Raw genomic sequence first — 25,051 nt, 5'->3', positions numbered from 1 at the left:
TCCGGCCCGGCGATTACTTCTTCGCCAGCTCGGCGGCGTTGCGCTCGAGGTCCTCGATGCCACCGCACATGAAGAAGGCCTGCTCCGGGACGGAGTCGTACTTGCCGTCCGCGATCGCGTTGAAGGCCTCGATGGTCTCCGACAGCGGGACGGTCGAACCCTCGACACCGGTGAACTGCTTCGCCACGTAGGTGTTCTGCGAGAGGAAGCGCTCGATGCGGCGGGCACGCTGCACCGTGATCTTGTCTTCCTCGGACAGCTCGTCGATACCGAGGATCGCGATGATGTCCTGGAGGTCCTTGTACTTCTGCAGGATCCCCTTGACACGCACGGCGGTGTCGTAGTGGTTCTGCGCGATGTACCGCGGGTCCAGGATGCGGGACGTCGAGTCCAGCGGGTCGACGGCCGGGTAGATGCCCTTCTCCGAGATCGGACGCGACAGAACGGTGGTCGCGTCCAGGTGGGCGAAGGTGGTGGCCGGGGCCGGGTCGGTCAGGTCGTCCGCGGGGACGTAGATCGCCTGCATCGAGGTGATCGAGTGACCGCGGGTCGAGGTGATGCGCTCCTGGAGGAGACCCATCTCGTCGGCCAGGTTCGGCTGGTAACCCACCGCGGAGGGCATACGGCCGAGCAGGGTCGACACCTCGGAACCGGCCTGGGTGAACCGGAAGATGTTGTCGATGAAGAGCAGCACGTCCTGCTTCTGCACATCGCGGAAGTACTCCGCCATGGTCAGCGCGGACAGCGCCACGCGCAGACGGGTGCCCGGCGGCTCGTCCATCTGGCCGAAGACCAGGGCGGTCTTGTCCAGAACGTCGGAGTCGATCATCTCCTGGATGAGGTCGTTGCCCTCACGGGTGCGCTCGCCGACGCCGGCGAACACGGAGACGCCACCGAAGTTACGGGCGACGCGGTAGATCATCTCCTGGATCAGAACGGTCTTGCCGACACCGGCACCACCGAACAGACCGATCTTTCCACCGCGGACGTACGGGGTGAGCAGGTCGATGACCTTGATGCCGGTCTCGAACATCTCGGTCTTGGACTCGAGCTCCGAGAAGTTCGGCGCCTTGCGGTGGATCGGCCAGCGGGTGCCGACCTGCGCGTTGAACTCCTCCGGGTCGGTGTTCAGCACGTCGCCGAGGGCGTTGAACACCTTGCCCTTGGTGATGTCGCCGACCGGGACGGAGATCGCCGCACCGGTGTCGGAGACCTGCGAACCACGGACCAGGCCGTCGGTCGGCTGCATCGAGATGCCGCGGACCATGCCGTCGCCGAGGTGCTGGGCGACCTCGAGGGTCAGGGTCTTCTTGCCCGTGCCGTCGGGGTTCTCCACCTCGACGTGCAGGGCGTTGAACATGTCCGGAATCGCGTCGACGGGGAACTCCACGTCGACGACCGGGCCGATGACCCGGGCGACGCGGCCCGTGGCCAGTCCGGCGCCCGTCGGCTCAACAGTGGTGGTCATTCTCACTCGCTCCCGCGGCTAGCGTCAGCGAGCGCGTTGGCGCCACCGACGATCTCGCTGATTTCCTGGGTGATCTCGGCCTGGCGGGCCGAGTTGGCAAGCCGCGTAAGCGACTTGATGAGCTCGCCCGCATTGTCGGTCGCGCTCTTCATCGCGCGCCGGCGGGCGGCGTGCTCGGAGGCGGCCGCCTGCAGCAGCGCGTTGTAGATCCGGCTCTCGACGTACCGCGGCAGCAGGGCGTCCAGGACACCCTCGGCCGACGGCTCGAAGTCGTACAGCGGGAAGATCTGGTGCTTGGCCGAGGACTCGTCGCTGAGCTGGACCTCGTCCAGCTTCAGCGGCAGCAGCCGGGCCTCCATCGGAGTCTGCGTCAGCATGGACACGAACTTGGTGGAGACCAGGTGCAGCTCGTCCACACCGCCGTCCTCGGCGGTGAAGGCCTCGATCAGCTCGCTCGCCACGGTCTTGGCGTCCGCGTACGTCGGCTTGTCGGAGAAGCCCGTCCACGAGTCCGCGATCTGAAGATTGCGGAACGCGTAGTACGAGACACCCTTACGGCCGACGATGTACGTCGCCACGTCCTTGCCCTCGGCCTTCAGCCGCTCGGTCAGAGCGGCCGCCTGCTTGATGGCGTTGGTCGAGTAACCGCCTGCCAGACCACGGTCCGCCGTGACCAGCAGGACCGCGGCGCGCTTGGCGCCCGGCTTCTCGGTGGTGAGCGGGTGCTTGGCGTTGGACCGGGTGGCCACCGCCGTCACCGCCCGGGTGAGCTCATCGGCGTACGGAGTGGAGGCGGCCACCGCGCGCTGCGCCTTGACGATGCGCGCCGCGGAGATCATCTCCATCGCCTTGGTGATCTTCTTCGTCGCGGTGACAGAGCGGATCCGGCGCTTGTAGACCCGAAGCTGTGCTCCCATGGGTCGTTACGTCCTTTCCCTCGTTACCGGACTCAGGCCTGCTCGGAGAGCAGCTTGCCGTCAGCGGTGGTGAAGCCCTGCTTGAAGGTGTCGATCGCGGTGGTCAGCGCGTCGATGGTGCCGTCCTCCAGCTTGCCGGTCTCCACGATCGCGGCGAGCAGGTTCTTGTGCTCGATCCGGACGTAGTCCAGGAACTCGCGCTCGAAGCGGCGGATGTCGGCGACCGGGACCTCGTCCAGCTTGCCGGTGGTGCCGGCCCAGATGGAGACGACCTGCTCCTCGACCGGGAACGGCTGGTACTGGCCCTGCTTCAGCAGCTCGACCATGCGGGCACCGCGCTCCAGCTGCGACTTGGAGGCCGCGTCCAGGTCGGAACCGAAGGCGGCGAACGCCTCCAGCTCGCGGTACTGGGCCAGGTCCAGGCGCAGGCGGCCGGCGACCGACTTCATGGCCTTGATCTGGGCGGAGCCACCGACGCGGGAGACCGAGATACCGACGTTCACGGCCGGACGGATGTCCGCGTTGAACAGGTCGGACTCCAGGAAGCACTGGCCGTCGGTGATGGAGATGACGTTGGTCGGGATGTACGCCGAGACGTCGTTGGCCTTGGTCTCGATGATCGGCAGACCGGTCATCGAGCCGGCACCCAGCTCGTCGGAGAGCTTGGCGCAGCGCTCCAGCAGGCGGGAGTGCAGGTAGAAGACGTCACCCGGGTAGGCCTCGCGGCCCGGCGGACGGCGCAGCAGCAGGGAGACGGAGCGGTAGGCCTCGGCCTGCTTCGACAGGTCGTCGAAGATGATCAGGACGTGCTTGCCGTCGTACATCCAGTGCTGGCCGATGGCCGAACCGGTGTACGGGGCGAGGTACTTGAAGCCGGCCGGGTCGGAGGCGGGAGCGGCCACGATGGTGGTGTACTCCAGCGCGCCGGCCTCCTCCAGGGCGCCGCGGACGGACGCGATGGTGGAGCCCTTCTGGCCGATGGCGACGTAGATGCAGCGGACCTGCTTCTTCGGGTCGCCGGAGCGCCAGTTGTCCCGCTGGTTGATGATCGTGTCGATCGCCACCGCGGTCTTGCCGGTCTGGCGGTCACCGATGATCAGCTGGCGCTGGCCGCGGCCGATCGGGGTCATCGCGTCGATGGCCTTGATGCCGGTCTGCATCGGCTCGTGGACCGACTTGCGGACCATGACGCCGGGGGCCTGCAGCTCCAGGGCGCGGCGGCCCTCGGAGGCGATCTCGCCCAGGCCGTCGATCGGGTTGCCCAGCGGGTCCACGACGCGGCCGAGGTAGCCCTCGCCGACCGGGACGGAGAGGACCTCGCCGGTGCGGCGCACCGTCTGGCCCTCCTCGATGCCACCGAACTCACCGAGGATGACGACACCGATCTCGCGGCTGTCGAGGTTCAGCGCGAGGCCGAGGGTGCCGTCCTCGAACTTCAGCAGCTCGTTGGCCATGACCGAGGGCAGGCCCTCGACATGGGCGATACCGTCTGCCGCGTCAGTGACCGTGCCGACCTCTTCACGCGAGGCGGCGTCCGGCTGGTACGACTGGACAAAGTCGGCCAGCGCGTCCCGGATCTCCTCCGGACGGATCGTAAGCTCCGCCATCAGGCTTCCCTGCTCTCCTAGTTTGCGATCCTCGGCCCGCCATTGAGGGCCGCAAGTACTCGACTCTCGGCCGGGTCGTATGAACCGGCCGTACGATTTACCGGCTCTTGTTGAGTCGGCGCCCGACCGAGGGTCGGATGGTGCTGGTGCTCAGCCTTCGAGGGCCTGGCGAGCGCCTTCGAGGCGGCTCGTCACGGTGCCGTCGATGATCTCGTCACCGATCTGCACCCGGACACCGCCAACGACCGCGGGGTCGATGTCGATGTTCAGATGTACCTGGCGGCCGTACAGCCCGCCCAGAGCGGTGGTGAGCCGCTCCTTCTGGCGGTCCGACAGCGGGACGGCCGCGGTGACCAGGGCCACCACGCGGCCACGCCGGGCTGCGGCGAGCTTGGAGTAGGACTCGAGGCCCTGTTCCAGGCTACGGCCACGCGGGTTGGTGACCAGGGACGTGACCAGGCGGACGGTACCGGGGTTGGCACGGCCGCCGAGCAGCTTCTTGATCAGTGCCGTCTTCTCGACGGCACCGGCCTTGGGCTCGGTGAGCGCGGAGCGCAGCTCGTGCGAACCGGCGACCACACGGCCGAAGCGGAACAGCTCGTCCTCGACGTCGTCCAGCGAGCCGGCCTTCTCCGCCGCGATGATCTCGGCGTAGGCGGCGAGCTCCTCGGCGGCGTCGACCAGGTCACGGGAGCCGGACCAACGGGACCGGACCAGGCCGGCGACCAGGTCGACCGACTCGCCGGAGACCTGGCCGGACAGCAGCGAGGAGACCAGCTGGGCCTTGTCCTGGCCCGACCGCGAGGGGTCGGTCAGAACGCGGCGCAGCGACACCTCGCGGTCCAGCAGGACGGTCACGGCGGCGAGCTCCTCGGCGAGCTTGGCCGAGTCCACCGAGGTGTTGTCGGTCAGGCTCTCCAGGTTCTCGCGACCGGCCGCCAGGGCCTCGCGGCTGGCGCCGATCACTTGGCCGCGCCCTGGGCAACGGCGGCCTTGGCCTCCAGCTCGTCCAGGAAGCGGTCGATCACACCGCTCTGGCGGGCGTGGTCCTCGAGGGACTCACCCACGATGCGGGACGCCAGCTGTGAAGCGAGCGAACCGACGTCCTGACGCAGGGCGGCGGTCGCCTGCTTCTTGTCCGCCTCGATCTGGGCGTGGCCGGCGGTGACGATCGCGTCCCGCTGGCGCTGGCCCTCCTCACGCATCTCGGCGATCAGGACGGCGCCCTGCTCGCGAGCGTGCTCGGTGATGCGGGCGGCCTCGTGGCGCGCCTCGGCGAGCTCGGCGCGGTACTGCTCAAGCAGGGCCTGGGCCTCGGCCTGGGCGGTCTGCGCACGCTCCATACCGCCCTCGATGGCATCCCGGCGCTCCGACAGCACCTTCTCGATGCTGGGGAGGAGCTTCTTGCCGAGGAGACCGAAGACGATGAAGAAGCAGAGCAGGCCGATGATGACCTCGGGCCACGCAGGGAGGAGAGGGTTCATCTTCTCCTCAGCCGCGATCTGAGCCGCGATGCTCATATCTGGACCTTCCTCGAAAAGGGTCTACGGCCGGAATTACTTGCCGGTGCCGAAGACGAACGGCATGACGATGCCGATGAGGGCGAGCGCCTCGGTCAGCGCGAAGCCGATGAACATGTTGGAGCGGATCAGGCCGGCGGCCTCGGGCTGACGGGCCATGGCCTGGACACCGTTACCGAAGATCAGACCAACGCCGATGCCGGGGCCGATCGCGGCGAGACCGTAACCGACGGAGGCGATGGAACCGACGACCTCAGCGAGCTGTGCAGCCATTTCAGCTTGTCCTTTGCGGGGTGAAGAACCGGTGGTGGTTGGCCACCGGGCGTACGTGGGGTGGGGCGAGCGCTACAGCGGGCTCAGTGCGCTTCTTCCAGGGCACCGGCGATGTAGCTGCTGGCCAGCATCACGAAGATGTAGGCCTGCAGGAACTGGACCAGCAGCTCGAAAGCGGTGAGGCCGATGGCCACCACGAAGGAGGCGCTGCCGTAGAGCGCGCCGAGGCTCGGGCTGAGCAGGTACCAGGAGGCGATGGAGAACATCACGATCAGCAGGTGACCGGCGAACATGTTCGCGAAGGCTCGGACCGCGAGCGTGAAGGGGCGCACGAAGATGTTCGAGAAGAACTCGATCGGCACCAGGATGAACATGACCCAGCCGGGGATGCCCGACGGCCAGCAGAGGTTCTTCAGACCGCCGACGAAGCCGTGCTTCTTGAAGGTCAGCGTCATGTAGGTGATCCAGACGATGGCCGCCAGGCCCGCCGGGAACGCGATCGCCGCCGTCACAGGGAACTGTGCGAACGGGATGATCGACATGATGTTCATGAACCAGACGAAGAAGAACATCGAGACCAGCATCGGGACATACTTCTCGCCCTTCTTGCCGATCGTCTCCAGCACGATGCTGCGCTTGACGAAGTCGTAGCCGATCTCACCGACCAGCTGCAGCTTGCCCGGGACCAGCTTCGGCTTGGCGAAGGCCGCCCAGAAGAAGCCGACCACCAGCAGGGCGGCAACGATCGAGAGCAGCATCGGCTTGTTGAAGTCGACACCGCCGACCGAGAAGATCGGCTTGAAGTCGAACTCGTTCAGGCCAGGGGCGGGGAAGCCGCAACCGGAGAACAGGTGGCATCCGGCCTCAGAGGCGAGCTGTACGTCAGCACCCACCACAGACTCCTTCGTCATGACGCATGGTTACGGCAACCTCGGTGTGTCGGCGTGGCCTCGGGCCACGGAACGGCACTGGAACTAGTTGGGTTTCTCGCCGGCCCGGCGCTGCGCTTGACGCTGCGGGGCCTTCGAAGACTTCACGAGTCCGGGGGGCGATCCGTCCGACTACCGGAGGGACCTGGCCGCATCCCGCACTCCGCTGTTGCGACGGACGATAGCAGCCCGTCAGTACCGCATAAACACCGCCCCCCTCGCTCGGGGGACAGCCTGGTCCGGTCACTGTTGACGCCCCGACAGCGCGTTCTGCTTCTCGTCGGAGTCGGTCTGCACGTAGTAGATCTTGGCCTTCATCGCACCGCGCACCTGGAAGCCCGTCCAGATCAGGGCGCAGCCGAGCAGGCTGAAGCCGAAGGCCTTGGTGTCGAAGAGGGTGGTGTTCTTGAACACCGCGAGCACGATGCCCACCAGCAGGATCTGCGTCGTGTAGACGAGCAGGCCGCCGGCCATCAGCATCTGCGGGTTGTTCCTGGTCAGTCGGTCCAGGGCGATCTGTCCGGAGGCAAAGAAGGCCAGTACCAGGACAGTTGCGAGAAGCGCACCGATCAGCCCCTTGGTGCCCACCAGCGCGGTGGAGATCGCAAGGGCGACAACTCCGGCGGCCGCAGTGGGGATTGCGGCGCCACGGAGAGGAATCCGGGCGTCGTGGGACGGCATGTCGGCAGCTCCGGCGGCATGTCGGTGAAACGGGGACGGGCACAGAGTACGCGGTGGCGACACCGCTCCGAGAACGTCCGCCGGAGTCCGGCCACTCGACAGCGGACCGTCGAGGGAGACCGACCAGGGACGGAAGTCCTACACCTGTCAGATCTTTCGGCGTGTTCTCGGTACTCGTGAACCGTATCACAAACTATTTGATTAGAGCTTTACCATGAAGGTGTGGCCCCTGTCACACTGGCGGCTCAGCGATTACCGTCCAACGGGTGAAGTGCAGTTGACGCAGCGTCAGCTCTTCCGGTCACCACGGCTGCCGACCGCGGTGGCCCCGGTGCCGATCCGGCCGAGCAGCTCCTGGTCCTCGGCGGACAGCTCCGCCATCGCCGGCAGCTCGGCGGCGGCCCTGGCCCGGTCGCCCGCGGCCTTTCGGTACCGCGGCGGGACGAACGCCTGTACCGCGCGCGGCGCGTGCGGGCGGAAGCGCGGCATCAGCAGCACCACGATGCCGACCAGGCAGAGCCCGGCGACGCTCAGCACCAGCGCCCGGCCGGCCCCCGGCATCGAGGAGAAGGCCACGGTACCGAAGGCGATCAGCGCGGCCCAGAAGTACATGATCAGAACGGCCCGGCTGTGCGAGTGGCCGACCTCCAGCAGGCGGTGGTGCAGGTGCTGCTTGTCGGCGGCGAACGGCGACTTGCCGGCCCAGGTGCGGCGCACCACGGCGAGCAGCAGGTCGGCCAGCGGCAGCGCGATCACGGTCAGCGGCAGCAGCAGCGGAATGTAGATCGGCACCAGTTCGTGCACGGTGGTGGTCTGCGAACCGGTCTGGTCGGTGATCAGATCGGGGTCGACACGACCGGTGATGGAAATAGCGGCGACGGCGAGCATCAGGCCGAGCATCATCGAGCCGGAGTCGCCCATGAAGATCCGCGCCGGGTGCAGGTTGTGCGGCAGGAAGCCCAGGCACATCCCGATCAGCACCGCGCTGAACAGAACGGCGGGGGCGGCGTCGTTGATGCCGTAGCCGTACCAGAGCCGGTAGGAGTACAGGAAGAACGCGGTTCCGGCGATGCAGACCATGCCGGCCGCCAGGCCGTCCAGGCCGTCGATGAAGTTCACCGCGTTCACCATGACGACGACCAGGGTCACCGAGATGATCATCCCCATGGTCGGGGTGACCGACACCGTGCCGAAGCCGGGGACCGGGATCGAGATCACGGTCACGCCCTGCCAGACCATGACACCGCCCGCGATCATCTGACCGCCGAGCTTCACCAGGGCGTCCACGCCCCACTTGTCGTCCAGCACACCCAGGATCCACATGATCCCGGCGCCGGAGAGCAGTGCCCGCACATCGGCGGTCTGGATGAACAGGTGCCCCAGGTTGGTCAGTTGCGAGGCGACCAGCAGTCCGGCGCACAGACCGCCGAACATCGCGATCCCGCCGAGCCTGGGCGTCGGCTCCCGGTGCACGTCGCGTTCACGGACCGCCGGCATCGCGCCCGCGACGATGGCGAACTTCCGCACCGGACCGGTCAGCAGGTAGGTGACGGCCGCGGTGACGAACAGCACCAGCAGATACTCACGCACCACTGGCCTCCAGCGCGACGGTCCGACGGTCGAGTACCGAAGGTACTCCCGTGCTTGTCAGGGGTTCGAGGTGCGACGCCACGGTGCACACCTTATTGAGTCGGACGAGCGCTTGCGCACCGCGGTTCGCCTTACCCCCGATTTCCCGGCCGCCGGGCCGCCCCGGGCAGTGCTCAGCGCAGCCCGAAGGCCGCCGCCAGCTCCCGCACCCGCGGCCCGATCGCCGGGTCGGGGCCGTCGGTCAGCAGCCGCCCGATCAGCGCCCCGACCTCGGCGAACTCCTCCTGCCCCAGCCCCTGGGCGGCCAGCGCGCCGGTGCCGAGCCGGATGCCCGAGCCCTCGGCCGCGGGCGCCTGGTCGTACGGCAGCGCGCACTTGCCCAGCATCAGTCCGGCCGCCGCACAGCGCTGCTCCGCCTCCCGGCCGGTCAGCCCGAGCGGGCTGACGTCGGCGGTCACCAGGTGGGTGTCGGTGCCGCCGGTCTGCAGCCGGGCACCGGCGTCCGCCAGCGCCCGGGCCAGGGCGCGGGCGCCGTCCACCGCCCGGTGCAGGTACCCGGCGAACGCCGGGGTCGCCGCCTCGGCGAGGGCCACCGCCTTGCCCGCCACCTCGTTCATCGCCGCGCCGCCCTGGCTGAACGGGAACACCGCCCGGTCCACCCGCTCGGCCAGCTCGGCCGAGCAGAGCAGCAGTCCGCCGCGCGGGCCGCGCAGCAGCTTGTGCGTGGCGGCGACGGTCACGTCCGCGTACGGCACCGGCGAGGGCGCCAGTCCCCCGGCGATCAGCCCGGTGATCTGCGCGACGGAGGCGATCAGATAGGCGTCCACTTCGTCTGCGATCTTCCGGAATTCGGCCCAGTCCACATGCCGGGGATAGGAGATCCCGCCCGCGATGACGGCTTTCGGCCGGTGCAGCCTCGCCAGCTCGCGCACCTGGTCGAGATCGATCAGCTGGTCGTCCTCGCGCACCCCGTAACCGACGAACTCGAACCACCGGCCGGAGAAGTTCGCCCGTGACCCGCAGCTGAGGTGCCCGCCGTGCTGCAGGGACATCGCCAGCACCGTGTCGCCGGGCCGCAGCAGCGCCGCGTAAGCCGCGAGCATCGCCGAAGTGCCCGATCTGGGCTGGACGTTGGCGTGCTCGGCACCGAACAGCCGGCTGGCCCGGTCGATCGCCAGCAGCTCGGCGGCGTCCGCCAGCGCGCAGCCCGCATGGTGCCGCCGCCCCGGGTAGCCCTCGGCGTACTTGTCGATCAGCGGCCCGCCCAGCGCCGACAGCACCGCCGGACTGGTGACGTTCTCCCCCGCCAGCAGCTGCAGGCTCTCGGCCCGGCGGGCGGCCTCGGCGGCCAGCAGATCGGCCAGCTGGGGGTCGGCCTGCCGCAGGGCCGCTGCGGCCTCCCAGTGCACCTGTGCGGCATCGGCGACGGTCATGGCGGGACTCCCGGGCAGCGGCGGGCGGATCTCCTCCAGCGTAGGACGGGCCTCCTCTTCCGGCCCGCCGACGCGGAGGGGCGCGCGGCTTCGCAGGGCTGTCCGGTGGACCGGACGGCGCGCCCGGGAGTCGCCCGGGTCAGTCGGCCTGACCGGCGGGCTGGGTGTCCAGGGCGGCGCGGAGCCAGTCGTCGGCCGCGCCGAGGGTCGGTTCAGGTGCGGCGGACACCTCGGCGGCGAGCTGCCAGTAGCGGTCGATGACGGGATCCGCGGCCTGGGCCAGCACGCCGCTGAGCCGGCTGCGGAAGACCGGGGTGTCCTGCTTGCCCTGGGAGCGGGCGTGGGCGGCGACGAAGCAGTCGAGCGCGTCGCCCTGGTACGGCTGCCGCCGCGTCCGCAGGTCCGGGGCGGCCAGCGCGTACGCCTCGGCGAGGCCGTCGTAGAGCGCCGCCATCTGGAACTCCTTGCCGAAGCAGCGGCCCTCCGGCCGGCAGTGCCCGCCGGAGCGGCCGGCCTCCGAGGCGAGGGCGTGCAGCCGGGCGAAGGCCAGTACCTGGGCCGGGGTCGGGTCCGCGGGGGGCTGCGGAACCGCCGCCTCGACGATCGCGGACCTCAGCCGGGCCGGGAGCCGCGGGGGCAGCACCTGGCGCCAGAAGCGGGCCAGGGCGGCCGTGCTGGGCGGGGTGGTCACCGCGCCGATCAGACGCAGCCGGTCGGCGCGTTCCCCGGGGTCGCAGTCCCTGAGCAGTTGGAGGGCGGCCTCCCGCCAGCGCAGGGCGGCCAGCTGCGAGCCGAGCTCCCGCAGCCGCCCCGCGATGACGTCCTCCAGCGCGTCCTCCTGGTCCAGGACCCGGCCCACCTCGGGGACCGGCAGGTCGAGGGTGCGCAGCGAACGGATCAGACGGAGCCGGTCGAGCGCCTCGGGTGCGTACCGGCGGTGGCCCCCGGTGCTGCGGCCGGCCTCGGGCAGCAGACCGCGGTCGGAGTAGAAGCGGACGGTCTTGACGGTGACGCTCGCGCGCTCGGCGAGCTCCCCGATGCTCAACGTGCGGTCATCGGACAAGGCTTGAACCTCCCTCAGGGGGAGTTCCTACGGTACCGGGGAGCGCGGACGGCCTTCGGGGCCGACCGTGCGGAACACAGACGTGCGAGGAGGAGATCATGACGGCGTTCGTACTGGTGTCGGGCCCCTTCACCGACGGCCGGATCTGGCAGGAGGTGGCCGACCGGCTGCGGGAGTCGGGGGCCGAGGTGCACCCCGCGACGCTCACCGGCATGGGCGACCGCCGAGATCTGGCGGGTCCCGGCACGAACCTGGAGACGCACATCGAGGACCTGGTGCGGCTGATCGACCGGGTGGACTCGGGCCAGGTGGTGATCGTCGGCCACGACTACGGCATCCACCCGGTGCTGGGCGCCGCCGACCGGCGCCCGGACCGGGTCTCCCGGATCGTCCACCTGGACGCGGGCCTGGTCCTGGACGGCGAGTCGGTCCTCGACCTGCTGCCCGACCCGGCGGTCCGTGACCGGCTGGTACGGGGCGCCGAGGACGGCTGGCGGATCGTCCCGCCGTCGCTCGACGACTGGCCGTCCCTGGGCAGCACCGAAGGCGTCCCCGCGGATTCCCTGGCACGGCTGGCCGAGGGTGCCGCACCGCAGCCGCTGGGCACGTTCACCCAGCCGCTGCGGCTGTCGGGGGCGGTCTCCGGGATCCCGACGTCCGGCATCCTGTGCACCGCCAACGGGCTGAGCATCGCCATGGTCGAGACCGTGGTGCGCATGGGGGACCCGCGCTTCCAGCCGCTCACCGACCCCCGGGTGGGCTTCTTCGAGCTGGCGACCGGGCACTGGCCGATGCTCTCCTGCCCCGAGGAGCTGGCCGGGGTACTGCTCCGGGCCGCCGCGGGCGAAGGGCACCGGCTGACCGTGGCCGAGCGGCAGCCCGAGGAGCACCGGCGCTTCCTGCTGGACCTGCCGGAGCGGCCCCGCGAGCGGGTGGAACACGTCGATCTCTACCTGCCCGACGCCGACGGCCCCCGGCCGGCGGTGGTGTTCGTCCACGGCGGCCCCGTTCCCGCCGAGATGCGGCCCAGGCCACGGGACTGGGCGTCCTTCGTGGGCTACGGCCGGTACGCGGCGGAGCTGGGAGTGGTCGGCGTGACGCTGGACCACCGGCTGCGCGATGTCGGCTGCTACGAGCAGTCCGCCGAGGACCTCGCGGCGGCGGTCGAGCTGATCCGGGCCGATCCGCGCGTCGACGCGGAGCGCGTCGCCCTGTGGTTCTTCTCCGCGGGCGGACTGCTCTCCGCGGACTGGTTGGCCGCGCCGCCGTCGTGGCTGCGCTGCGTGGCGGCCACCTACGCCATGCTCGCGCCGATGCCGGCCTGGGGGCTCGGGGAGTCCAGGTTCCGTCCGGTGGCCGCACTGCCCTCCGCGGGCGGGCTGCCGATCGTGCTGACCCGGGTGGAACTGGATATCCCGGAGATCGCGGCGACGGCCGAGGAGTTCCTGACCGCCGCCAAGGACTGCGGGGCCGATGTCGAGGTGATCGACGTGCCGCTCGGCCACCACGGTTTCGAGACGACCGACCACACCGAGGAGGCGCGCGCCGCCGTGGAGCACGCGATGCGGTCGGTACTGGGGCACCTGCGCGGCTGAGTCCCGCCGTTCCCGAGCCGGTCGGGGGACGGCTCGGGGGCGCGGGTACCGTCCCCGGGTACCGCCCGGGGACGCGGCGCCAGGAGCGCCGGTACGGGCCGCGGGGCGATGGCGCTCCCCGGCCCGGGGTGGGTCGGCCGTGCCGGGCGGCGTCCTGCCGCCGGTGAGCGCCCCGCGGCTCAGGCCGCGTGTCCGGGTACCCCGGTGAGGGCGGTGACCACGGGTTCGAGGGCGTCGAATATCTCCTCACCGCAGTTGCGGAACATCCCGATCGGCGCGCCGTAGGGGTCGTGCACCTCGTCCGCCTCCGGCGAGGCGGCCAGCAGCCATCCCCGCAGCGCGGCCGCCGAGCGCACCAGCGCCCGCGCCCGCTGGGTGACGTCCGCTCCCTTCCGCGGGTCCGGCAGCGTACTCGGGTCGATCCGCCGCACCAGCCGGGTGAACTCCTTCAGCGTGAAGGTCCGCAGCCCGGCGGTGTGGCCCATCGAGATGACCTGCGCCCGGTGGTCCAGGGTCGCGGTGAGCACCAGGTCGGCCTCGACCACGTGCTCGTCCAGCAGCTCACGGCCGACGAAGCCGGCGCTGTCCGCGCCGTACTCGTCCAGCACCGTCGCCGCGTGGGCCTCCATCGGCGCGCCCTCGTGTCCCCAGGTACCGGCGCTCTCGACCACGATCCGGCCGGCGGCGGACCCGCGCAGCCTGACGTCCAGCTCGTGCCGGGTCAGCCGCTCGGCGATCGGCGACCGGCAGATGTTGCCGGTGCAGACGAACAGGATCCGGAAGGTGTCCAGCGGCCGGGGCGAGATGGTGAGGTACCCGGGGTACTCGGGTATGCCGGAGGCCGGGCCGGCGCCGTGCAGCGAGGCCGCTGTCAACTGCCGGCCTCCAGGTCCGGGACGACCTCCCTCAGCTGCTCGACGCTGACCGCGCCCGCCCGCAGCAGGACCGGGACCTTGCCCGTGACGTCCACGATGGTGGAGGGGGTGGCGTGCTCGGCCGTGCCGCCGTCCAGGTAGACCGCGACCGACTCGCCGAGCTGGGCGAAGGCGTCGTCGCAGGTGGCGGGGGCCGGGCTGCCGCTCTTGTTGGCGCTGGAGACGGCCAGCGGACCGGTGTTGTTGAGCAGCTCGATGGCGACCGGGTGCAGCGGCATCCGGACCGCCACGGTGCCCCGGGTCTCGCCGAGGTCCCAGCGCAGCGAGGGCTGGTGCTTGGCGACCAGGGTCAGGCCGCCCGGCCAGAAGGCGTCCACCAGTTCCCAGGCCCGCTCGGAGAAGTCGGTGACCAGACCGTGCAGGGTGGTCGGCGAGCCGACCAGCACCGGCGAGGGCATGTTGCGGCCCCGGCCCTTGGCGGCCAGCAGTCCGCCGACCGCCTCCGGACTGAAGGCGTCGGCGCCGATGCCGTACAGGGTGTCCGTGGGCAGCACGACCAGCTCGCCGCGGCGGATCGCCGAGGCGGCCTCGCGCAGGCCCGTGGCGCGGTCCCCGGCATCGGCACAGTCGTATCGGCGGCTCATCGGTACGGTCCCCTTCCACAGTGGTTCAGGTCAGTCCGGACGGCATGCGGCACAGCGACGCCGGTCGGGCCGTTGTGCTCTGCTCGACGGTTCGCAGCGACGCCCTTCGGGCTGTCGTGCTCTGCTCGACGGTTCACAACGACGCCCTTCGGGCGGTCGTGCTCTGCTCGATCGTTCACAACGACGCCCTTCGGGCTGTCGTGAAGCGAGGCCGGTTGTTCAGGTCCCGGTGGTCGGCCGCGTCCGTCCAGCCGCCCTCCTCGTTGAAGATCCAGGGCACCTGCCCGCCCTGGGTGTCGGCGTGCTCGATGACGACCACGCCGCCGGGCCGCAGCAGCCGGGCGGCGACCCGCTCGATGCCGCGGATGGTGTCCAACCCGTCCTCGCCGGAGAACAGGGCCAGCTCCGGGTCGTGGTCGCGGGCCTCGGGGGCGACGTACTCCCACTCGGTGAGGGGGATGTACGGCGGGTTGCTGATCACCAGGTCGAAGCGGCCGTCCCAGGAGCGGTCGTCCTCGAAGGCGCGGGTGGCGTCCCCGGCGTGCAGGGTCACCCGGGCCCGGTCGGAGCTGGCGGCGATGTTGCGGCGGGTGTACTCCAGCGCCTTCTCGTCCATCTCGAAGGCGTGCACGCTGGAGCGCGGCAGCTCCTGCGCCAGTGCCAGCGCGATCGCACCGGAGCCGGTGCACAGGTCGACCACGAGGGGTTCGGCGACGTCCATGTCGCGCACGGCGTTTATGGCCCACTCGACGACCGTCTCGGTCTCCGGGCGGGGTACGAACACCCCGGGGCCGACCTCCAGCTCCAGGTAGCGGAAGAACGCCCGCCCGGTGATGTGCTGCAGCGGCTCGCGCGCCTCCCGGCGCGAGATCGCCTCCCAGTACCGGGCGTCGAAGTCGGCGTCCTTGACTGTGTGCAGCTGGCTGCGCTTGACGTTGTGGATGTACGCCGCGAGCTCCTCCGCGTCGAAGCGCGGCGACGGCACACCGGCCGCGGCCAACCGCTGGGTGGCCTGGGCCACCTCGGCGAGCAGCAGGTTCATCCGACCGACCCCTTAGGTACTCAGTTCTCCTGGGCTGCGGCCAGCTTGGCCGCCGCGTCGGCATCCACACAGGACTGGATCACCGCATTGAGGTCGCCGTCCAGGACCTGGTCCAGGTTGTACGACTTGAAGCCCGTGCGGTGGTCCGAGATGCGGTTCTCCGGGAAGTTGTACGTCCGGATCCGCTCCGAGCGGTCCACCGTGCGGACCTGGCTGCGGCGGGCGTCGGAGGCCTCCCGCTCGGCCTCCTCCTGCGCGGCGGCCAGCAGGCGCGACCGCAGGATGCGCATCGCCTGCTCCTTGTTCTGCAGCTGGCTCTTCTCGTTCTGGCAGGAGGCCACGATACCGGTCGGCAGGTGCGTGATCCGGACCGCCGAGTCGGTGGTGTTGACGGACTGGCCGCCGGGCCCCGAGGAGCGGTAGACGTCGATGCGCAGGTCGTTGGCGTGGATCTCGACCTCGACCTCCTCGGCCTCCGGGGTGACCAGCACGCCCGCCGCCGAGGTGTGGATCCGGCCCTGCGACTCGGTGGCCGGCACGCGCTGCACGCGGTGCACGCCGCCCTCGTACTTCAGCCGGGCCCAGACGCCGGCTCCCGGCTCGGTGTTGCCCTTGGTCTTCACCGCGACCGAGACGTCCTTGTAGCCGCCGAGGTCGGACTCGTTGGAGTCGATGATCTCGGTCTTCCAGCCCACCCGCTCGGCGAACCGCAGGTACATCCGCAGCAGGTCGCCGGCGAACAGCGCGGACTCCTCGCCGCCCTCGCCCGCCTTGACCTCCAGAATGACGTCCTTGTCGTCGTTGGGGTCGCGCGGGACCAGCAGCAGGCGCAGCTCCTCGGTCAGTTCCTCGCGGCGGGCCTCGGAGTCCTTCACCTCGGCCAGGAAGTCCGAGTCCTCGGCGGCGAGTTCGCGGGCGGCCTCGATGTCCTCCCCGGCCTGCTTCCAGGAGCGGTAGGTCCGGGTGATCGGGGTCAGCTCGGCGTAGCGCTTGGCCAGCTTGCGGGCTTGTCCCTGGTCGGCGTGGACGGACGGGTCGGCCAGCCTCTTTTCGAGGTCGGCGTGCTCGACGAGGAGCTCTTCGACTGCCTCGAACATGGGATGGGCCTACTTCCGTGAGAGACGCGCCGCCGTGGGTGACGCGCGGATGACGGCTGCGGGGGGAGAGACACGAACGGCGCCGGTCCCCGCGCCCCCGCCGAGTACGGGGACACCGGAGACCGGCGCCGAGTGAGCGCTAGGCCTTCGCGCTGTGCTGCTTGCCGAAGCGAGCCTCGAAGCGGGCCACGCGGCCACCGGTGTCGAGGATCTTCTGCTTGCCGGTGTAGAACGGGTGGCACTGCGAGCAGACCTCGGCGCGGATCTCGCCACTGGTCTCGGTGGACCGGGTGGTGAACTCGTTGCCACAGGTGCAGGTCACCTTGGTGACCACGTACTCGGGGTGAACGTTGGGCTTCAAGGGGTTCTCCTAGTTTTCGGGAGGGCACCGGGTCGGCAGCAGGGAGCTGCTCGTGAACCGGGACCGACGGACCAGTCTGCCAGGACTGACCGCTTCTTCCCAAACCGGGTCGCGCTCCCGGTTATTCCGGGCCCGGCCTCCCGTTCCGCTCCCCCGCCGCCGCGAGGACCCGGACCGACCGGCGACGGGGCCCGCGGCGTCGCGTGCCGGACGGCCTCAGCCGGTCTTCGCGCCCGGGGACGAGTCGGCCGGGTTGGCGGGCTGGTCGGCCACTATGGACCGCGGTACCGCCTGATCGGCCTTGAGCGCCTCCCAGAGCCGGTCGGCCTGCGGCTGCCGCGGTATCACCCGGTTCGGGTCGCTGGGGGCGGTGCCCACGGGCAGGGTGACCATCGTCAGGTCGTCCGGGCCGATCTTCCTGAGGGTGTCGGCCATGCCCACCAGCGCGTCGACCGAGGCCAGGTCGGAGTCGGTGGTGAGGCTCCCGGTGAGGCCGTCGGCCACCGACCAGAGCCTGGTCGGGCTGGAGAGCAGCCCGGTGCCGCCGATCTGCTTCATGATCGACTTCACCATCTGCTTCTGCAGCTCGATCCGGCCCAGGTCACTGCCGTCGCCGACGCCGTGCCGGGTCCGGACGAAGGCGAGCGCCTGGGTGCCGCCCAGATGGTGGTGACCGGCCGCCAGGTCGAGGCCGCTGTCCTTGTCCTTGATTTTCACCGTCGTGGTCACGTCCACTCCGCCGATCGCGTCTATGAAATTCGCGAAACCGGAGAAGTCGATCTCCACGAAATGGTCCATCCGCATACCGGTGAGCTGCTCGGTGGTCTTCACCGCACAGGCCGGGCCACCGGTCTCGAACGCGGAGTTGTACATCACGCTCTTCGCCGCGGGAACGGTTTTCCCACTGCTGCTGAGGCATTCGGGACGGGGCACCAGAGTGTCCCGGGGAATGCTCACCACACTGCCCGCGGTGTGGTTCTGATTGACGTGCACCACCATCGCGGTGTCCGATCGCGCGGTGCCGTCGGTGTTCCCGCCGGCCAGGTTGCCGTTGCTGCCGCCGCGCGAATCCGAGCCCAGGACCAGTACGTTGAACGAACCGTCGGTGGCGGCGGGCGGCCTGCCGGTGCCGAGTTGGGCGTTGATGTCCACGCTCTTGATGTTGCGGTTCAGCTTCCAGTACGCATATCCGGCGGCCGCGCCGCCGAGTACCAGCACACCGGCCAGCGCGAACACGGCGATCCGCAGCCAACGACGGCGCCGCCCGCGATCCCGACCGCGTCGCCCGCGATTCCTGCGATGGTCGGCCATATCGCCCCGCTTCTGTGTCTGGCTGTCTTTCAGACCCTCACGCCATTTCGAGCATAAGCGAAGCTGAGGAACGTAAGTCCTTTTCTTAACCGCCCTCCGGACGCACGCAGGCCCCGGACCGCGCGGTGCGGTCCGGGGCCTGCGGTCAAACGGATCGTCAGTCGCCGGAGCCCGGCGTGGTCTTGGCGATCTGCATCAGGAATTCGGCGTTGCTCTTGGTCTGCTTCATCTTGTCCAGCAGCAGCTCGATCGCCTGCTGCGAGTCGAGCGCGTGCAGCACCCGGCGGAGCTTCCAGGTGATGGCCAGCTCCTCGCTGCCCAGCAGGATCTCCTCCTTGCGGGTGGAGGACGCGTCGACGTCGACGGCCGGGAAGATGCGCTTGTCCGAGAGCTTGCGGTCGAGCTTGAGCTCCATGTTGCCGGTGCCCTTGAACTCCTCGAAGACCACCTCGTCGGCCCGGGAGCCGGTCTCCACCAGCGCGGTGGCGAGGATGGTCAGCGAGCCGCCGTTCTCGATGTTGCGCGCGGCACCGAAGAACTTCTTCGGCGGGTACAGCGCGGTCGAGTCGACACCACCGGACAGGATGCGGCCGGAGGCCGGCGCCGCCAGGTTGTAGGCGCGGCCCAGGCGGGTGATCGAGTCCAGCAGGATCACCACGTCGTGGCCCAGCTCCACCAGGCGCTTGGCACGCTCGATGGCGAGCTCGGCGACGGTGGTGTGGTCCTCCGCCGGGCGGTCGAAGGTCGAGGAGATGACCTCGCCCTTCACCGACCGCTGCATGTCGGTGACCTCTTCCGGACGCTCGTCGACCAGGACGACCATCAGGTGGCACTCGGGGTTGTTGTGGGTGATCGCGTTGGCGATCGCCTGCATGATCATCGTCTTGCCGGTCTTCGGCGGGGCGACGATCAGACCACGCTGACCCTTACCGATCGGCGACACCAGGTCGATGATGCGGGTGGTCAGGACACCCGGGTCGGTCTCCAGACGCAGGCGCTCCTGCGGGTAGAGCGGCGTCAGCTTGCCGAACTCGGGGCGGCCCCGGCCGCTCTCCGGGTCCATGCCGTTGACGGAGTCCAGCCGCACCATGGCGTTGAACTTCTCCCGGCGCTCGCCGTCGCGCGGCTGGCGCACGGCACCGGTGATGGCGTCGCCCTTGCGCAGGCCGTGCTTGCGGACCTGGGCCAGCGAGACGTAGACGTCGTTCTGGCCCGGCAGGTAGCCGGAGGTCCGCACGAAGGCGTAGTTGTCGAGGATGTCCAGGATGCCCGCGACCGGGATCAGGACGTCGTCGTCGCCGATCTGCGGCTCGACGGTGCCGCCCTCGAAGCCCTCGCGGCGGCCACGGCCCCGGCGGTCGCGGTAGCGGCCACGGCGGCCGCGGCGGCCGTCGCCGTACTCGTCGTCCTCGAAGCCGCCCGCGGCCGGCTGAGCGGCCGGCTGGCGGCCCTGGCCGCCGTCCTGCGCGGTCTGCTGGCCCTGCTGCTGACCGCCCTCGCGGCGGTCCCGGCGGCTGCGGCGCTCGCGACGCGACTCGCGCCCGTCGCCGTCCTGCGCGGTCTGGGTCTCGCCGCCCTCCACGCGCTCGGTGTCCCGGCGCTCACGGCGCTCACGGCGCTCACGGCGGCCGTCGGCGCGGCCCTCACCGTCGAAGCCGCGACCCTCGGCGGGCTTGCCCTCGGGCCGGGTCTCGGCCTTGGCCTCGGCGGCCACGGCCACGGCCGGCTCGGCGGCGGCCTCGGCGACCGGCGCACCCGCGGCCGAGGTGGCCCGGCGACGGGGCCGCTCGGCGCGCGCGGGCGCGGCGACGACGGCGGTCTCGGGAGCGGCCTGGACCGGGATCTCGATCTGCGCGACCGGCTCGGCGGTCGCGGCGGCGGCCCGGGTACGGCGCGCGGGCTTCGCCTCCTCGGCGGCCGGAGCCGCGGCGGCGGGAGCGGCCTTGGGGGCCCGCTTGGCCGGCGCGGCGGCCGCGGCACCGGCGAGCAGCGGGTCTCCGCCGCTCTTCTCCTTGATGGCCTCGATCAGCTGGCTCTTGCGCATGCGTCCGGTACCGCTGATTCCGAGGGTCGAGGCGAGCTTCTGCAGCTCGGCCAGGACCAGGCCGTCCAGGCCCGCGGCGGCGGTACGGCGGCGCCGCGCCGGAGCCGCGGGGGCGGCGGCTGCGTCCGACGCGTCGGCGTCCGGGCGCGCGCCCATCAGATCGGTGGTGTCGCTCACTAAGGGTCCTTCCCTGGAGCGGACGTCGGCCTGTCTGGCTCGGCGACCGGTTGTGCTGTCCTGACCAACGCTCGACTGCGTCGGTCCGAGGCGGTGATCCCCCGGATGGCGGAGCCGGTCGGGGGAGAGCTGCGATGTGCGGTGCACTGTGGTGCGAAGTGCGCGGCGGGTCGGTCTCCTGCCGACCTCGCTGCCTGCGATACCCGGGCCCCCGTCGCGCGGCGGTACCCCGGGCCCCGCCCGGCCGTGCCACTAGGGGCGAGGCCGGAAGAGCGGGTCAGGTGCCGTCACGGCTTCGGGATGCGGCCGCAATCGCGCAGGCAGGCTGCGTACGCGCTGTGGCGGGCTCCCGGAGAATCGTGGTCCCGTACTTCCGGATCCTGCTACTGCGGACTGCTCCACAGTGCCGGGGCGGGCTCGGGACGCGGCGCACCGCGCCCCGGAGGGCATCTGGTGCAGCAATGAGGTTAACACTACCGACCCCCTGACACATTCCCCAGCCCTGATCTCGTCAATCGTGTCTGTTCCACGAATCGTGTCCCTCCCACGAATCGCGCCCCCGTGTCCATTGAATTGCCGCATTCGCGCCGTTCAACGTGGTACACGGGGAAAACTCGTCACAGGCCGAGCGGCAGTACCGAGGCACCCGCGCGGTCCAGCTGGAGCCGGTGGACGGCGAACGCCGAACCTCCGAACTCCGTCAACTTGTCGGCGCCGGCCTCGTCGGAGAGCGCGAGCACCGTCGGTCCCGCGCCGGAGATGACGGCCGGGACGCCCTCGGCGCGCAGGGCGGCGACCAGGGCGGCGCTGTCCGGCATCGCGGCGGCGCGGTAGTCCTGGTGCAACCGGTCCTCGGTGGCGGCGAGCAGCAGCTCGGGCTGCCGGGTGAGGGCCTCGACCAGCAGCGCGGAGCGTCCGGCGTTGGCCGCGGCGTCGGCGAGCGGGACGGTCCTGGGCAGCAGACCGCGCGCCGTCTCGGTCAGCACCTCGGTGGACGGGATGAAGACGACCGGTACCACCTGCTCGGACGGGTCGAGCCGGATCGCGCTGGCCCGCTCCTCGTCGGTCCAGGCGATGGTGAACCCACCGCGCAGGCAGGCCGCCACATTGTCCGGGTGGCCCTCCAGCTCGGTGGCGAGGGCCAGGGTCGCGTCATCGTCCAGGACGGACGGGCCGCCGATGGTGACGGCGCGGGCCGCGATGATGCCGGCGCAGATAGCCGCGGAGGAGGAACCCAGGCCGCGGCCGTGCGGTATCCGGTTGGCGCAGACCACTTCGAGGCCGCGCGGCTGGCCGCCGAGCCGGTCGAAGGCCGCCCGCATCGAGCGGACCAGCAGGTGGTCCTCGGTGCGCGGCAGCGTCTCGGCGCCCTCACCGGCGATGTCCACGGCCAGGCCGGACTCGGCGACCCGGACCACGACGTCGTCATAGAGCCCCAGCGCGAGTCCGAAGGCGTCGAATCCGGGGCCGAGATTGGCGCTGGAGGCCGGGACTCGGACCCGGACGGCGGCAGCACGGAACGCAGGACCAGCCATGTGCTCGGACTCTCCTGGGGGAAACTCGGGCCTTGCCACGTGGGGTGCGGTGCGCCCCAGGCGGCGGTCGGTGTGCGGCCCGGTTGCGTTCGGGCCGACTAGGTGGGGGTACCCGGGCGGGGTCTGTGCGACAAGCCCCGGCGGGGCGGGCGGTCACGTCAGGGCGCGACCCGCCGGGTCCAGACTATCGAAGAGAGGTTCCACAGCGGTACACCCCACAGGCCCCGATCTGCCGTGTTGCCTGTTCTGGCCGGAAAGTGCACGGGAAAGGGGTCGAAAAGAGTCGGCCAATTGACACAAAAGCCACCGCGGCAGACGCCGAGTGGGCCGGCCCCCGAAAGGGCCGGCCCACCGCTGACATGACGTCAACCCCGGTGCGGGGCGGAACAGGTCAGTCCAGCAGCCCGAGGCGGCGGGCCGCCGCCTCCGGGTCGACCGGCACGACCTGCGGCTGCGGCGCACCGGCCACCGCCCAGTCGGGGTCCTTCAGACCGTTGCCGGTGACGGTGCAGACGATGCGCTGCCCCTTGTCGACCAGTCCGGCCTCCGCCTTGGCCAGCAGACCGGCCACACTGGCGGCCGAGGCGGGCTCCACGAAGACGCCCTCCTGGGAGGCCAGCAGCCGGTAGGCGGAGAGGATCTGACGGTCGGTCACCTTGTCGATGAGGCCGCCCGACTCGTCCCTGGCGGCCAGCGCGTAGTCCCAGGAGGCGGGGTTGCCGATCCGGATCGCGGTGGCGATGGTCTGCGGGTGCAGCACCGGGGCGCCGTCCACGATCGGGGCCGAACCGGCCGCCTGGAAGCCCCACATGCGCGGCTTGCGCGCGGCGAGGCCGTCCGCGGCGTACTCGCGGTAACCCTTCCAGTACGCGGTGATGTTGCCCGCGTTGCCGACCGGGAGGACATGGATGTCGGGTGCGTCGCCCAGCATGTCCACGATCTCGAAGGCGGCGGTCTTCTGGCCCTCGATCCGTACCGGGTTGACCGAGTTGACCAGCGCCACCGGGTACTTCTCGGACAGGTCGCGCGCCAGCCTGAGGCAGTCGTCGAAGTTGCCGTCGACCTGGAGGATCTTCGCGCCGTGCACCAGGGCCTGGCCCATCTTGCCCAGCGCGATCTTGCCCTGCGGCACCAGCACCGCCGAGACCATCCTCGCCCGCACCGCGTACGCGGCGGCGGAGGCCGAGGTGTTGCCGGTCGAGGCGCAGATGACGGCCTGGGCGCCGTCCTCCTTGGCCTTGGAGATGGCCATCGTCATACCGCGGTCCTTGAAGGACCCGGTCGGGTTGGCGCCCTCGACCTTGAGGTAGACCTCGCAGCCGGTGCGCTCGGAGAGCACCTGGGCGGGGACCAGGGGCGTGCCGCCCTCCAGCAGGGTGACCACGGGGGTGGTGTCACTCACCGGCAGGCGGTCGCGGTACTCCTCGATCAGGCCGCGCCACTGGTGGGTGTAGGCAGTCGCTGCGTTCATCTCTGCGTCACTCCCCTTCGACCCGCATGATGCTGGCCACGTCGCGCACGCTGTCCAGCGCGCGCAGCTTGTCCACCGTCGCCGACAGCGCGGCGTCGGTGGCACGGTGGGTCACCACGACGAGCGAGGCGTCGCCGTCGCGGCCCTGCTGGCGCACGGTGTCGATGGAGACGCCGTGCTCGGCGAAGACCGACGCCACCTGGGCCAGCACACCCGCCCGGTCGTCCACGTCCAGGCTGACGTGGTAGCGGGTGACGACCTCGCCCATCGGCTTGGCCGGCAGCTTGGTGTAGACCGAGTCGCCCGGTCCGGTGGCGCCGTTCAGCTTGTTGCGGCAGACCGCCACCAGGTCGCCGAGCACCGCCGAGGCGGTCGGCGAGCCGCCGGCGCCGGGGCCGTAGAACATCAGCCGCCCGGCCGCCTCCGCCTCGACGAAGACCGCGTTGTACGCCTCGCGCACGGAGGCCAGCGGGTGGCTGAGCGGGATCATCGCCGGGTGGACGCGCGCGGTGACGGAGGCGCCGTCGGCGGCGCGCTCGCAGATCGCCAGCAGCTTGACCACGCAGCCCATCGCCTTGGCCGAGGCGATGTCGGCGGCGGTGACCTCGGTGATGCCCTCGCGGTAGACCTCGGCGGCGGTCACCCGGGTGTGGAAGGCGATACCGGCCAGGATGGCGGCCTTGGCGGCGGCGTCGAAGCCCTCCACGTCGGCGGTCGGGTCGGCCTCGGCGTAGCCGAGCGCAGTGGCCTCCTCCAGCGCCTCGGAGTAGCCGGCGCCGGTGGAGTCCATCTTGTCGAGGATGAAGTTGGTGGTGCCGTTGACGATGCCCAGCACCCGGTTGACCTTGTCACCGGCGAGCGACTCGCGCAGCGGGCGGATCAGCGGGATCGCGCCCGCCACGGCGGCCTCGTAGTAGAGGTCCACGCCGGCCGCGGCCGCGGCCTCGTGCAGCTCGGCACCGTCCTTGGCGAGCAGCGCCTTGTTGGCGCTGACGACGGAGGCGCCCTTCCCGATCGCCGACAGGATCAGGTGCTTGGACGGCTCGATGCCGCCGACCACCTCGACGACGACGTCGATGTCGCCCCGGTTGACCAGGGCCTCGGCATCGGTGGTGATCAGGTGCTCGGGCACCCCGGGCCTGACCCGCCCGGCGCGGCGGACGGCGATGCCGGCGAGCTCGACCGGTGCACCGATGCGCGCGGCGAGGTCGTCGGCCGTCGTCGTCATGATGCGCGCCACCTCGGAGCCCACCACACCACAGCCCAGCAACGCCACCTTCAGCGGGCGCGTACGCATCATCCGACTCCGCTCTGCATTCTCGGTCTCCGCCGGGGTTTTCCTGGTGCCCGGCGGCATACGGTCGATAACCAGTCTCGGGGACTTCCCGCGGGGATCTACGGGGAGTCCATGATCTGAG

22 protein-coding genes are annotated in these 25,051 nt (G+C 70.7%); 1 reads left to right on the top strand and 21 read right to left on the bottom strand.

The window, feature by feature from the left end:
• Nucleotides 1-13: 13 nt before the first annotated feature.
• The 11 genes from atpD to ACSMTC_RS23780 form a co-directional block, all read right to left on the bottom strand.
• Entirely contained in the window at nt 14-1,468 is a 1,455-nt protein-coding gene (atpD, locus tag ACSMTC_RS23830; RefSeq protein WP_436561748.1) for a F0F1 ATP synthase subunit beta, read from the bottom strand.
• Nucleotides 1,469-1,470: 2 nt separating this feature from the next.
• Nucleotides 1,471-2,385, bottom strand: a complete 915-nt coding sequence (locus tag ACSMTC_RS23825; RefSeq protein ID WP_436561747.1) for a F0F1 ATP synthase subunit gamma — start codon at nt 2,383-2,385, stop codon at nt 1,471-1,473.
• A gap of 32 nt (nt 2,386-2,417) precedes the next feature.
• Nucleotides 2,418-3,992 (bottom strand): F0F1 ATP synthase subunit alpha, encoded by a 1,575-nt coding sequence (gene atpA / locus ACSMTC_RS23820; RefSeq protein ID WP_436561746.1) that lies wholly within the window; start codon nt 3,990-3,992, stop codon nt 2,418-2,420.
• 150 nt (nt 3,993-4,142) lie between these two features.
• Entirely contained in the window at nt 4,143-4,958 is an 816-nt protein-coding gene (locus ACSMTC_RS23815) for a F0F1 ATP synthase subunit delta (RefSeq protein WP_436561745.1), read from the bottom strand.
• Nucleotides 4,955-5,512: a F0F1 ATP synthase subunit B gene (locus tag ACSMTC_RS23810; RefSeq protein ID WP_436561744.1), complete on the bottom strand. Its 558-nt coding sequence runs from the start codon at nt 5,510-5,512 to the stop codon at nt 4,955-4,957. The genes ACSMTC_RS23815 and ACSMTC_RS23810 overlap by 4 nt, the downstream gene beginning before the upstream one ends.
• A gap of 36 nt (nt 5,513-5,548) precedes the next feature.
• Nucleotides 5,549-5,785: an ATP synthase F0 subunit C gene (gene atpE, locus ACSMTC_RS23805; RefSeq protein ID WP_436561743.1), complete on the bottom strand. Its 237-nt coding sequence runs from the start codon at nt 5,783-5,785 to the stop codon at nt 5,549-5,551.
• An 83-nt stretch (nt 5,786-5,868) separates the two neighbouring features.
• Nucleotides 5,869-6,696 (bottom strand): F0F1 ATP synthase subunit A, encoded by an 828-nt coding sequence (gene atpB, locus ACSMTC_RS23800; RefSeq protein WP_436561742.1) that lies wholly within the window; start codon nt 6,694-6,696, stop codon nt 5,869-5,871.
• Between the two features lie 261 nt (nt 6,697-6,957).
• A complete protein-coding gene (locus ACSMTC_RS23795; protein WP_436561741.1) occupies nt 6,958-7,395 on the bottom strand; it encodes a Cg1360 family ATP-synthase-associated protein in 438 nt (145 codons plus the stop codon).
• A gap of 288 nt (nt 7,396-7,683) precedes the next feature.
• Nucleotides 7,684-8,985 (bottom strand): MraY family glycosyltransferase, encoded by a 1,302-nt coding sequence (locus tag ACSMTC_RS23790; RefSeq protein WP_436561740.1) that lies wholly within the window; start codon nt 8,983-8,985, stop codon nt 7,684-7,686.
• A gap of 173 nt (nt 8,986-9,158) precedes the next feature.
• On the bottom strand, nt 9,159-10,418 hold the full coding sequence (locus ACSMTC_RS23785; protein WP_436561739.1) for a serine hydroxymethyltransferase: 1,260 nt from the start codon (nt 10,416-10,418) through the stop codon (nt 9,159-9,161).
• Nucleotides 10,419-10,557: 139 nt separating this feature from the next.
• Complete coding sequence (locus ACSMTC_RS23780; protein ID WP_436561738.1) at nt 10,558-11,481, bottom strand: helix-turn-helix domain-containing protein; 924 nt, start codon at nt 11,479-11,481, stop codon at nt 10,558-10,560.
• A 98-nt stretch (nt 11,482-11,579) separates the two neighbouring features.
• Here ACSMTC_RS23780 and ACSMTC_RS23775 point away from each other — a divergent pair, with 98 nt between their 5' ends.
• On the top strand, nt 11,580-13,076 hold the full coding sequence (locus tag ACSMTC_RS23775; RefSeq protein ID WP_436561737.1) for an alpha/beta hydrolase: 1,497 nt from the start codon (nt 11,580-11,582) through the stop codon (nt 13,074-13,076).
• A 179-nt stretch (nt 13,077-13,255) separates the two neighbouring features.
• Here ACSMTC_RS23775 and ACSMTC_RS23770 read toward each other — a convergent pair whose 3' ends face one another.
• The 10 genes from ACSMTC_RS23770 to ACSMTC_RS23725 all read right to left on the bottom strand — a co-directional run bounded on the left by ACSMTC_RS23770 (nt 13,256) and on the right by ACSMTC_RS23725 (nt 24,933).
• Nucleotides 13,256-13,909: an arsenate reductase/protein-tyrosine-phosphatase family protein gene (locus ACSMTC_RS23770; protein ID WP_436564790.1), complete on the bottom strand. Its 654-nt coding sequence runs from the start codon at nt 13,907-13,909 to the stop codon at nt 13,256-13,258.
• Between the two features lie 38 nt (nt 13,910-13,947).
• Nucleotides 13,948-14,595 carry an L-threonylcarbamoyladenylate synthase gene (locus tag ACSMTC_RS23765; protein ID WP_436561736.1) on the bottom strand — a complete coding sequence of 216 codons (648 nt, stop codon included), beginning with the start codon at nt 14,593-14,595 and terminating at the stop codon, nt 13,948-13,950.
• 175 nt (nt 14,596-14,770) lie between these two features.
• Nucleotides 14,771-15,637 (bottom strand): peptide chain release factor N(5)-glutamine methyltransferase, encoded by an 867-nt coding sequence (gene prmC, locus ACSMTC_RS23760; protein WP_436561735.1) that lies wholly within the window; start codon nt 15,635-15,637, stop codon nt 14,771-14,773.
• A 20-nt stretch (nt 15,638-15,657) separates the two neighbouring features.
• Complete coding sequence (prfA, locus tag ACSMTC_RS23755; RefSeq protein ID WP_436561734.1) at nt 15,658-16,734, bottom strand: peptide chain release factor 1; 1,077 nt, start codon at nt 16,732-16,734, stop codon at nt 15,658-15,660.
• Between the two features lie 139 nt (nt 16,735-16,873).
• Nucleotides 16,874-17,095 (bottom strand): 50S ribosomal protein L31, encoded by a 222-nt coding sequence (gene rpmE / locus ACSMTC_RS23750; protein WP_344639450.1) that lies wholly within the window; start codon nt 17,093-17,095, stop codon nt 16,874-16,876.
• A gap of 216 nt (nt 17,096-17,311) precedes the next feature.
• Nucleotides 17,312-18,331 carry an LCP family protein gene (locus ACSMTC_RS23745; RefSeq protein WP_436561733.1) on the bottom strand — a complete coding sequence of 340 codons (1,020 nt, stop codon included), beginning with the start codon at nt 18,329-18,331 and terminating at the stop codon, nt 17,312-17,314.
• A 232-nt stretch (nt 18,332-18,563) separates the two neighbouring features.
• The gene (rho, locus tag ACSMTC_RS23740) at nt 18,564-20,627 is read right to left on the bottom strand and encodes a transcription termination factor Rho (protein ID WP_436561732.1); all 2,064 of its coding nucleotides are present in this window, start codon (nt 20,625-20,627) and stop codon (nt 18,564-18,566) included.
• Between the two features lie 617 nt (nt 20,628-21,244).
• Nucleotides 21,245-22,162, bottom strand: coding sequence for a homoserine kinase (gene thrB / locus ACSMTC_RS23735; protein WP_436561731.1), 918 nt, complete (start codon nt 22,160-22,162; stop codon nt 21,245-21,247).
• 391 nt (nt 22,163-22,553) lie between these two features.
• Nucleotides 22,554-23,633: a threonine synthase gene (gene thrC, locus ACSMTC_RS23730; protein WP_436561730.1), complete on the bottom strand. Its 1,080-nt coding sequence runs from the start codon at nt 23,631-23,633 to the stop codon at nt 22,554-22,556.
• Nucleotides 23,634-23,640: 7 nt separating this feature from the next.
• Entirely contained in the window at nt 23,641-24,933 is a 1,293-nt protein-coding gene (locus tag ACSMTC_RS23725; RefSeq protein ID WP_436561729.1) for a homoserine dehydrogenase, read from the bottom strand.
• Nucleotides 24,934-25,051 lie beyond the last annotated feature (118 nt).

It is taken from the genome of Kitasatospora sp. HPM-01-4 (genome assembly GCF_051374625.1).
GTDB lineage: Bacteria > Actinomycetota > Actinomycetes > Streptomycetales > Streptomycetaceae > Kitasatospora.
The sequence above is the reverse complement of the archived record's forward strand: the minus strand, read 5'-3'. Positions and strand labels throughout refer to the sequence as shown.

Excerpts from the sequence above, each read along its gene's own strand:
- ACSMTC_RS23775 (WP_436561737.1), top strand. The coding sequence starts at position 11,580 with ATGACGGCGTTCGTACTGGTGTCGGGCCCCTTCACCGACGGCCGGATC.
- ACSMTC_RS23765 (WP_436561736.1), bottom strand. The coding sequence starts at position 14,595 with ATGAGCCGCCGATACGACTGTGCCGATGCCGGGGACCGCGCCACGGGC.
- ACSMTC_RS23795 (WP_436561741.1), bottom strand. The coding sequence starts at position 7,395 with ATGCCGTCCCACGACGCCCGGATTCCTCTCCGTGGCGCCGCAATCCCC.
- atpB (WP_436561742.1), bottom strand. The coding sequence starts at position 6,696 with ATGACGAAGGAGTCTGTGGTGGGTGCTGACGTACAGCTCGCCTCTGAG.
- prmC (WP_436561735.1), bottom strand. The coding sequence starts at position 15,637 with ATGAACCTGCTGCTCGCCGAGGTGGCCCAGGCCACCCAGCGGTTGGCC.
- thrB (WP_436561731.1), bottom strand. The coding sequence starts at position 22,162 with ATGGCTGGTCCTGCGTTCCGTGCTGCCGCCGTCCGGGTCCGAGTCCCG.
- atpD (WP_436561748.1), bottom strand. The coding sequence starts at position 1,468 with ATGACCACCACTGTTGAGCCGACGGGCGCCGGACTGGCCACGGGCCGC.
- ACSMTC_RS23825 (WP_436561747.1), bottom strand. The coding sequence starts at position 2,385 with ATGGGAGCACAGCTTCGGGTCTACAAGCGCCGGATCCGCTCTGTCACC.
- atpA (WP_436561746.1), bottom strand. The coding sequence starts at position 3,992 with ATGGCGGAGCTTACGATCCGTCCGGAGGAGATCCGGGACGCGCTGGCC.
- ACSMTC_RS23785 (WP_436561739.1), bottom strand. The coding sequence starts at position 10,418 with ATGACCGTCGCCGATGCCGCACAGGTGCACTGGGAGGCCGCAGCGGCC.
- ACSMTC_RS23725 (WP_436561729.1), bottom strand. The coding sequence starts at position 24,933 with ATGATGCGTACGCGCCCGCTGAAGGTGGCGTTGCTGGGCTGTGGTGTG.
- thrC (WP_436561730.1), bottom strand. The coding sequence starts at position 23,633 with ATGAACGCAGCGACTGCCTACACCCACCAGTGGCGCGGCCTGATCGAG.
- atpE (WP_436561743.1), bottom strand. The coding sequence starts at position 5,785 with ATGGCTGCACAGCTCGCTGAGGTCGTCGGTTCCATCGCCTCCGTCGGT.
- ACSMTC_RS23810 (WP_436561744.1), bottom strand. The coding sequence starts at position 5,512 with ATGAGCATCGCGGCTCAGATCGCGGCTGAGGAGAAGATGAACCCTCTC.
- prfA (WP_436561734.1), bottom strand. The coding sequence starts at position 16,734 with ATGTTCGAGGCAGTCGAAGAGCTCCTCGTCGAGCACGCCGACCTCGAA.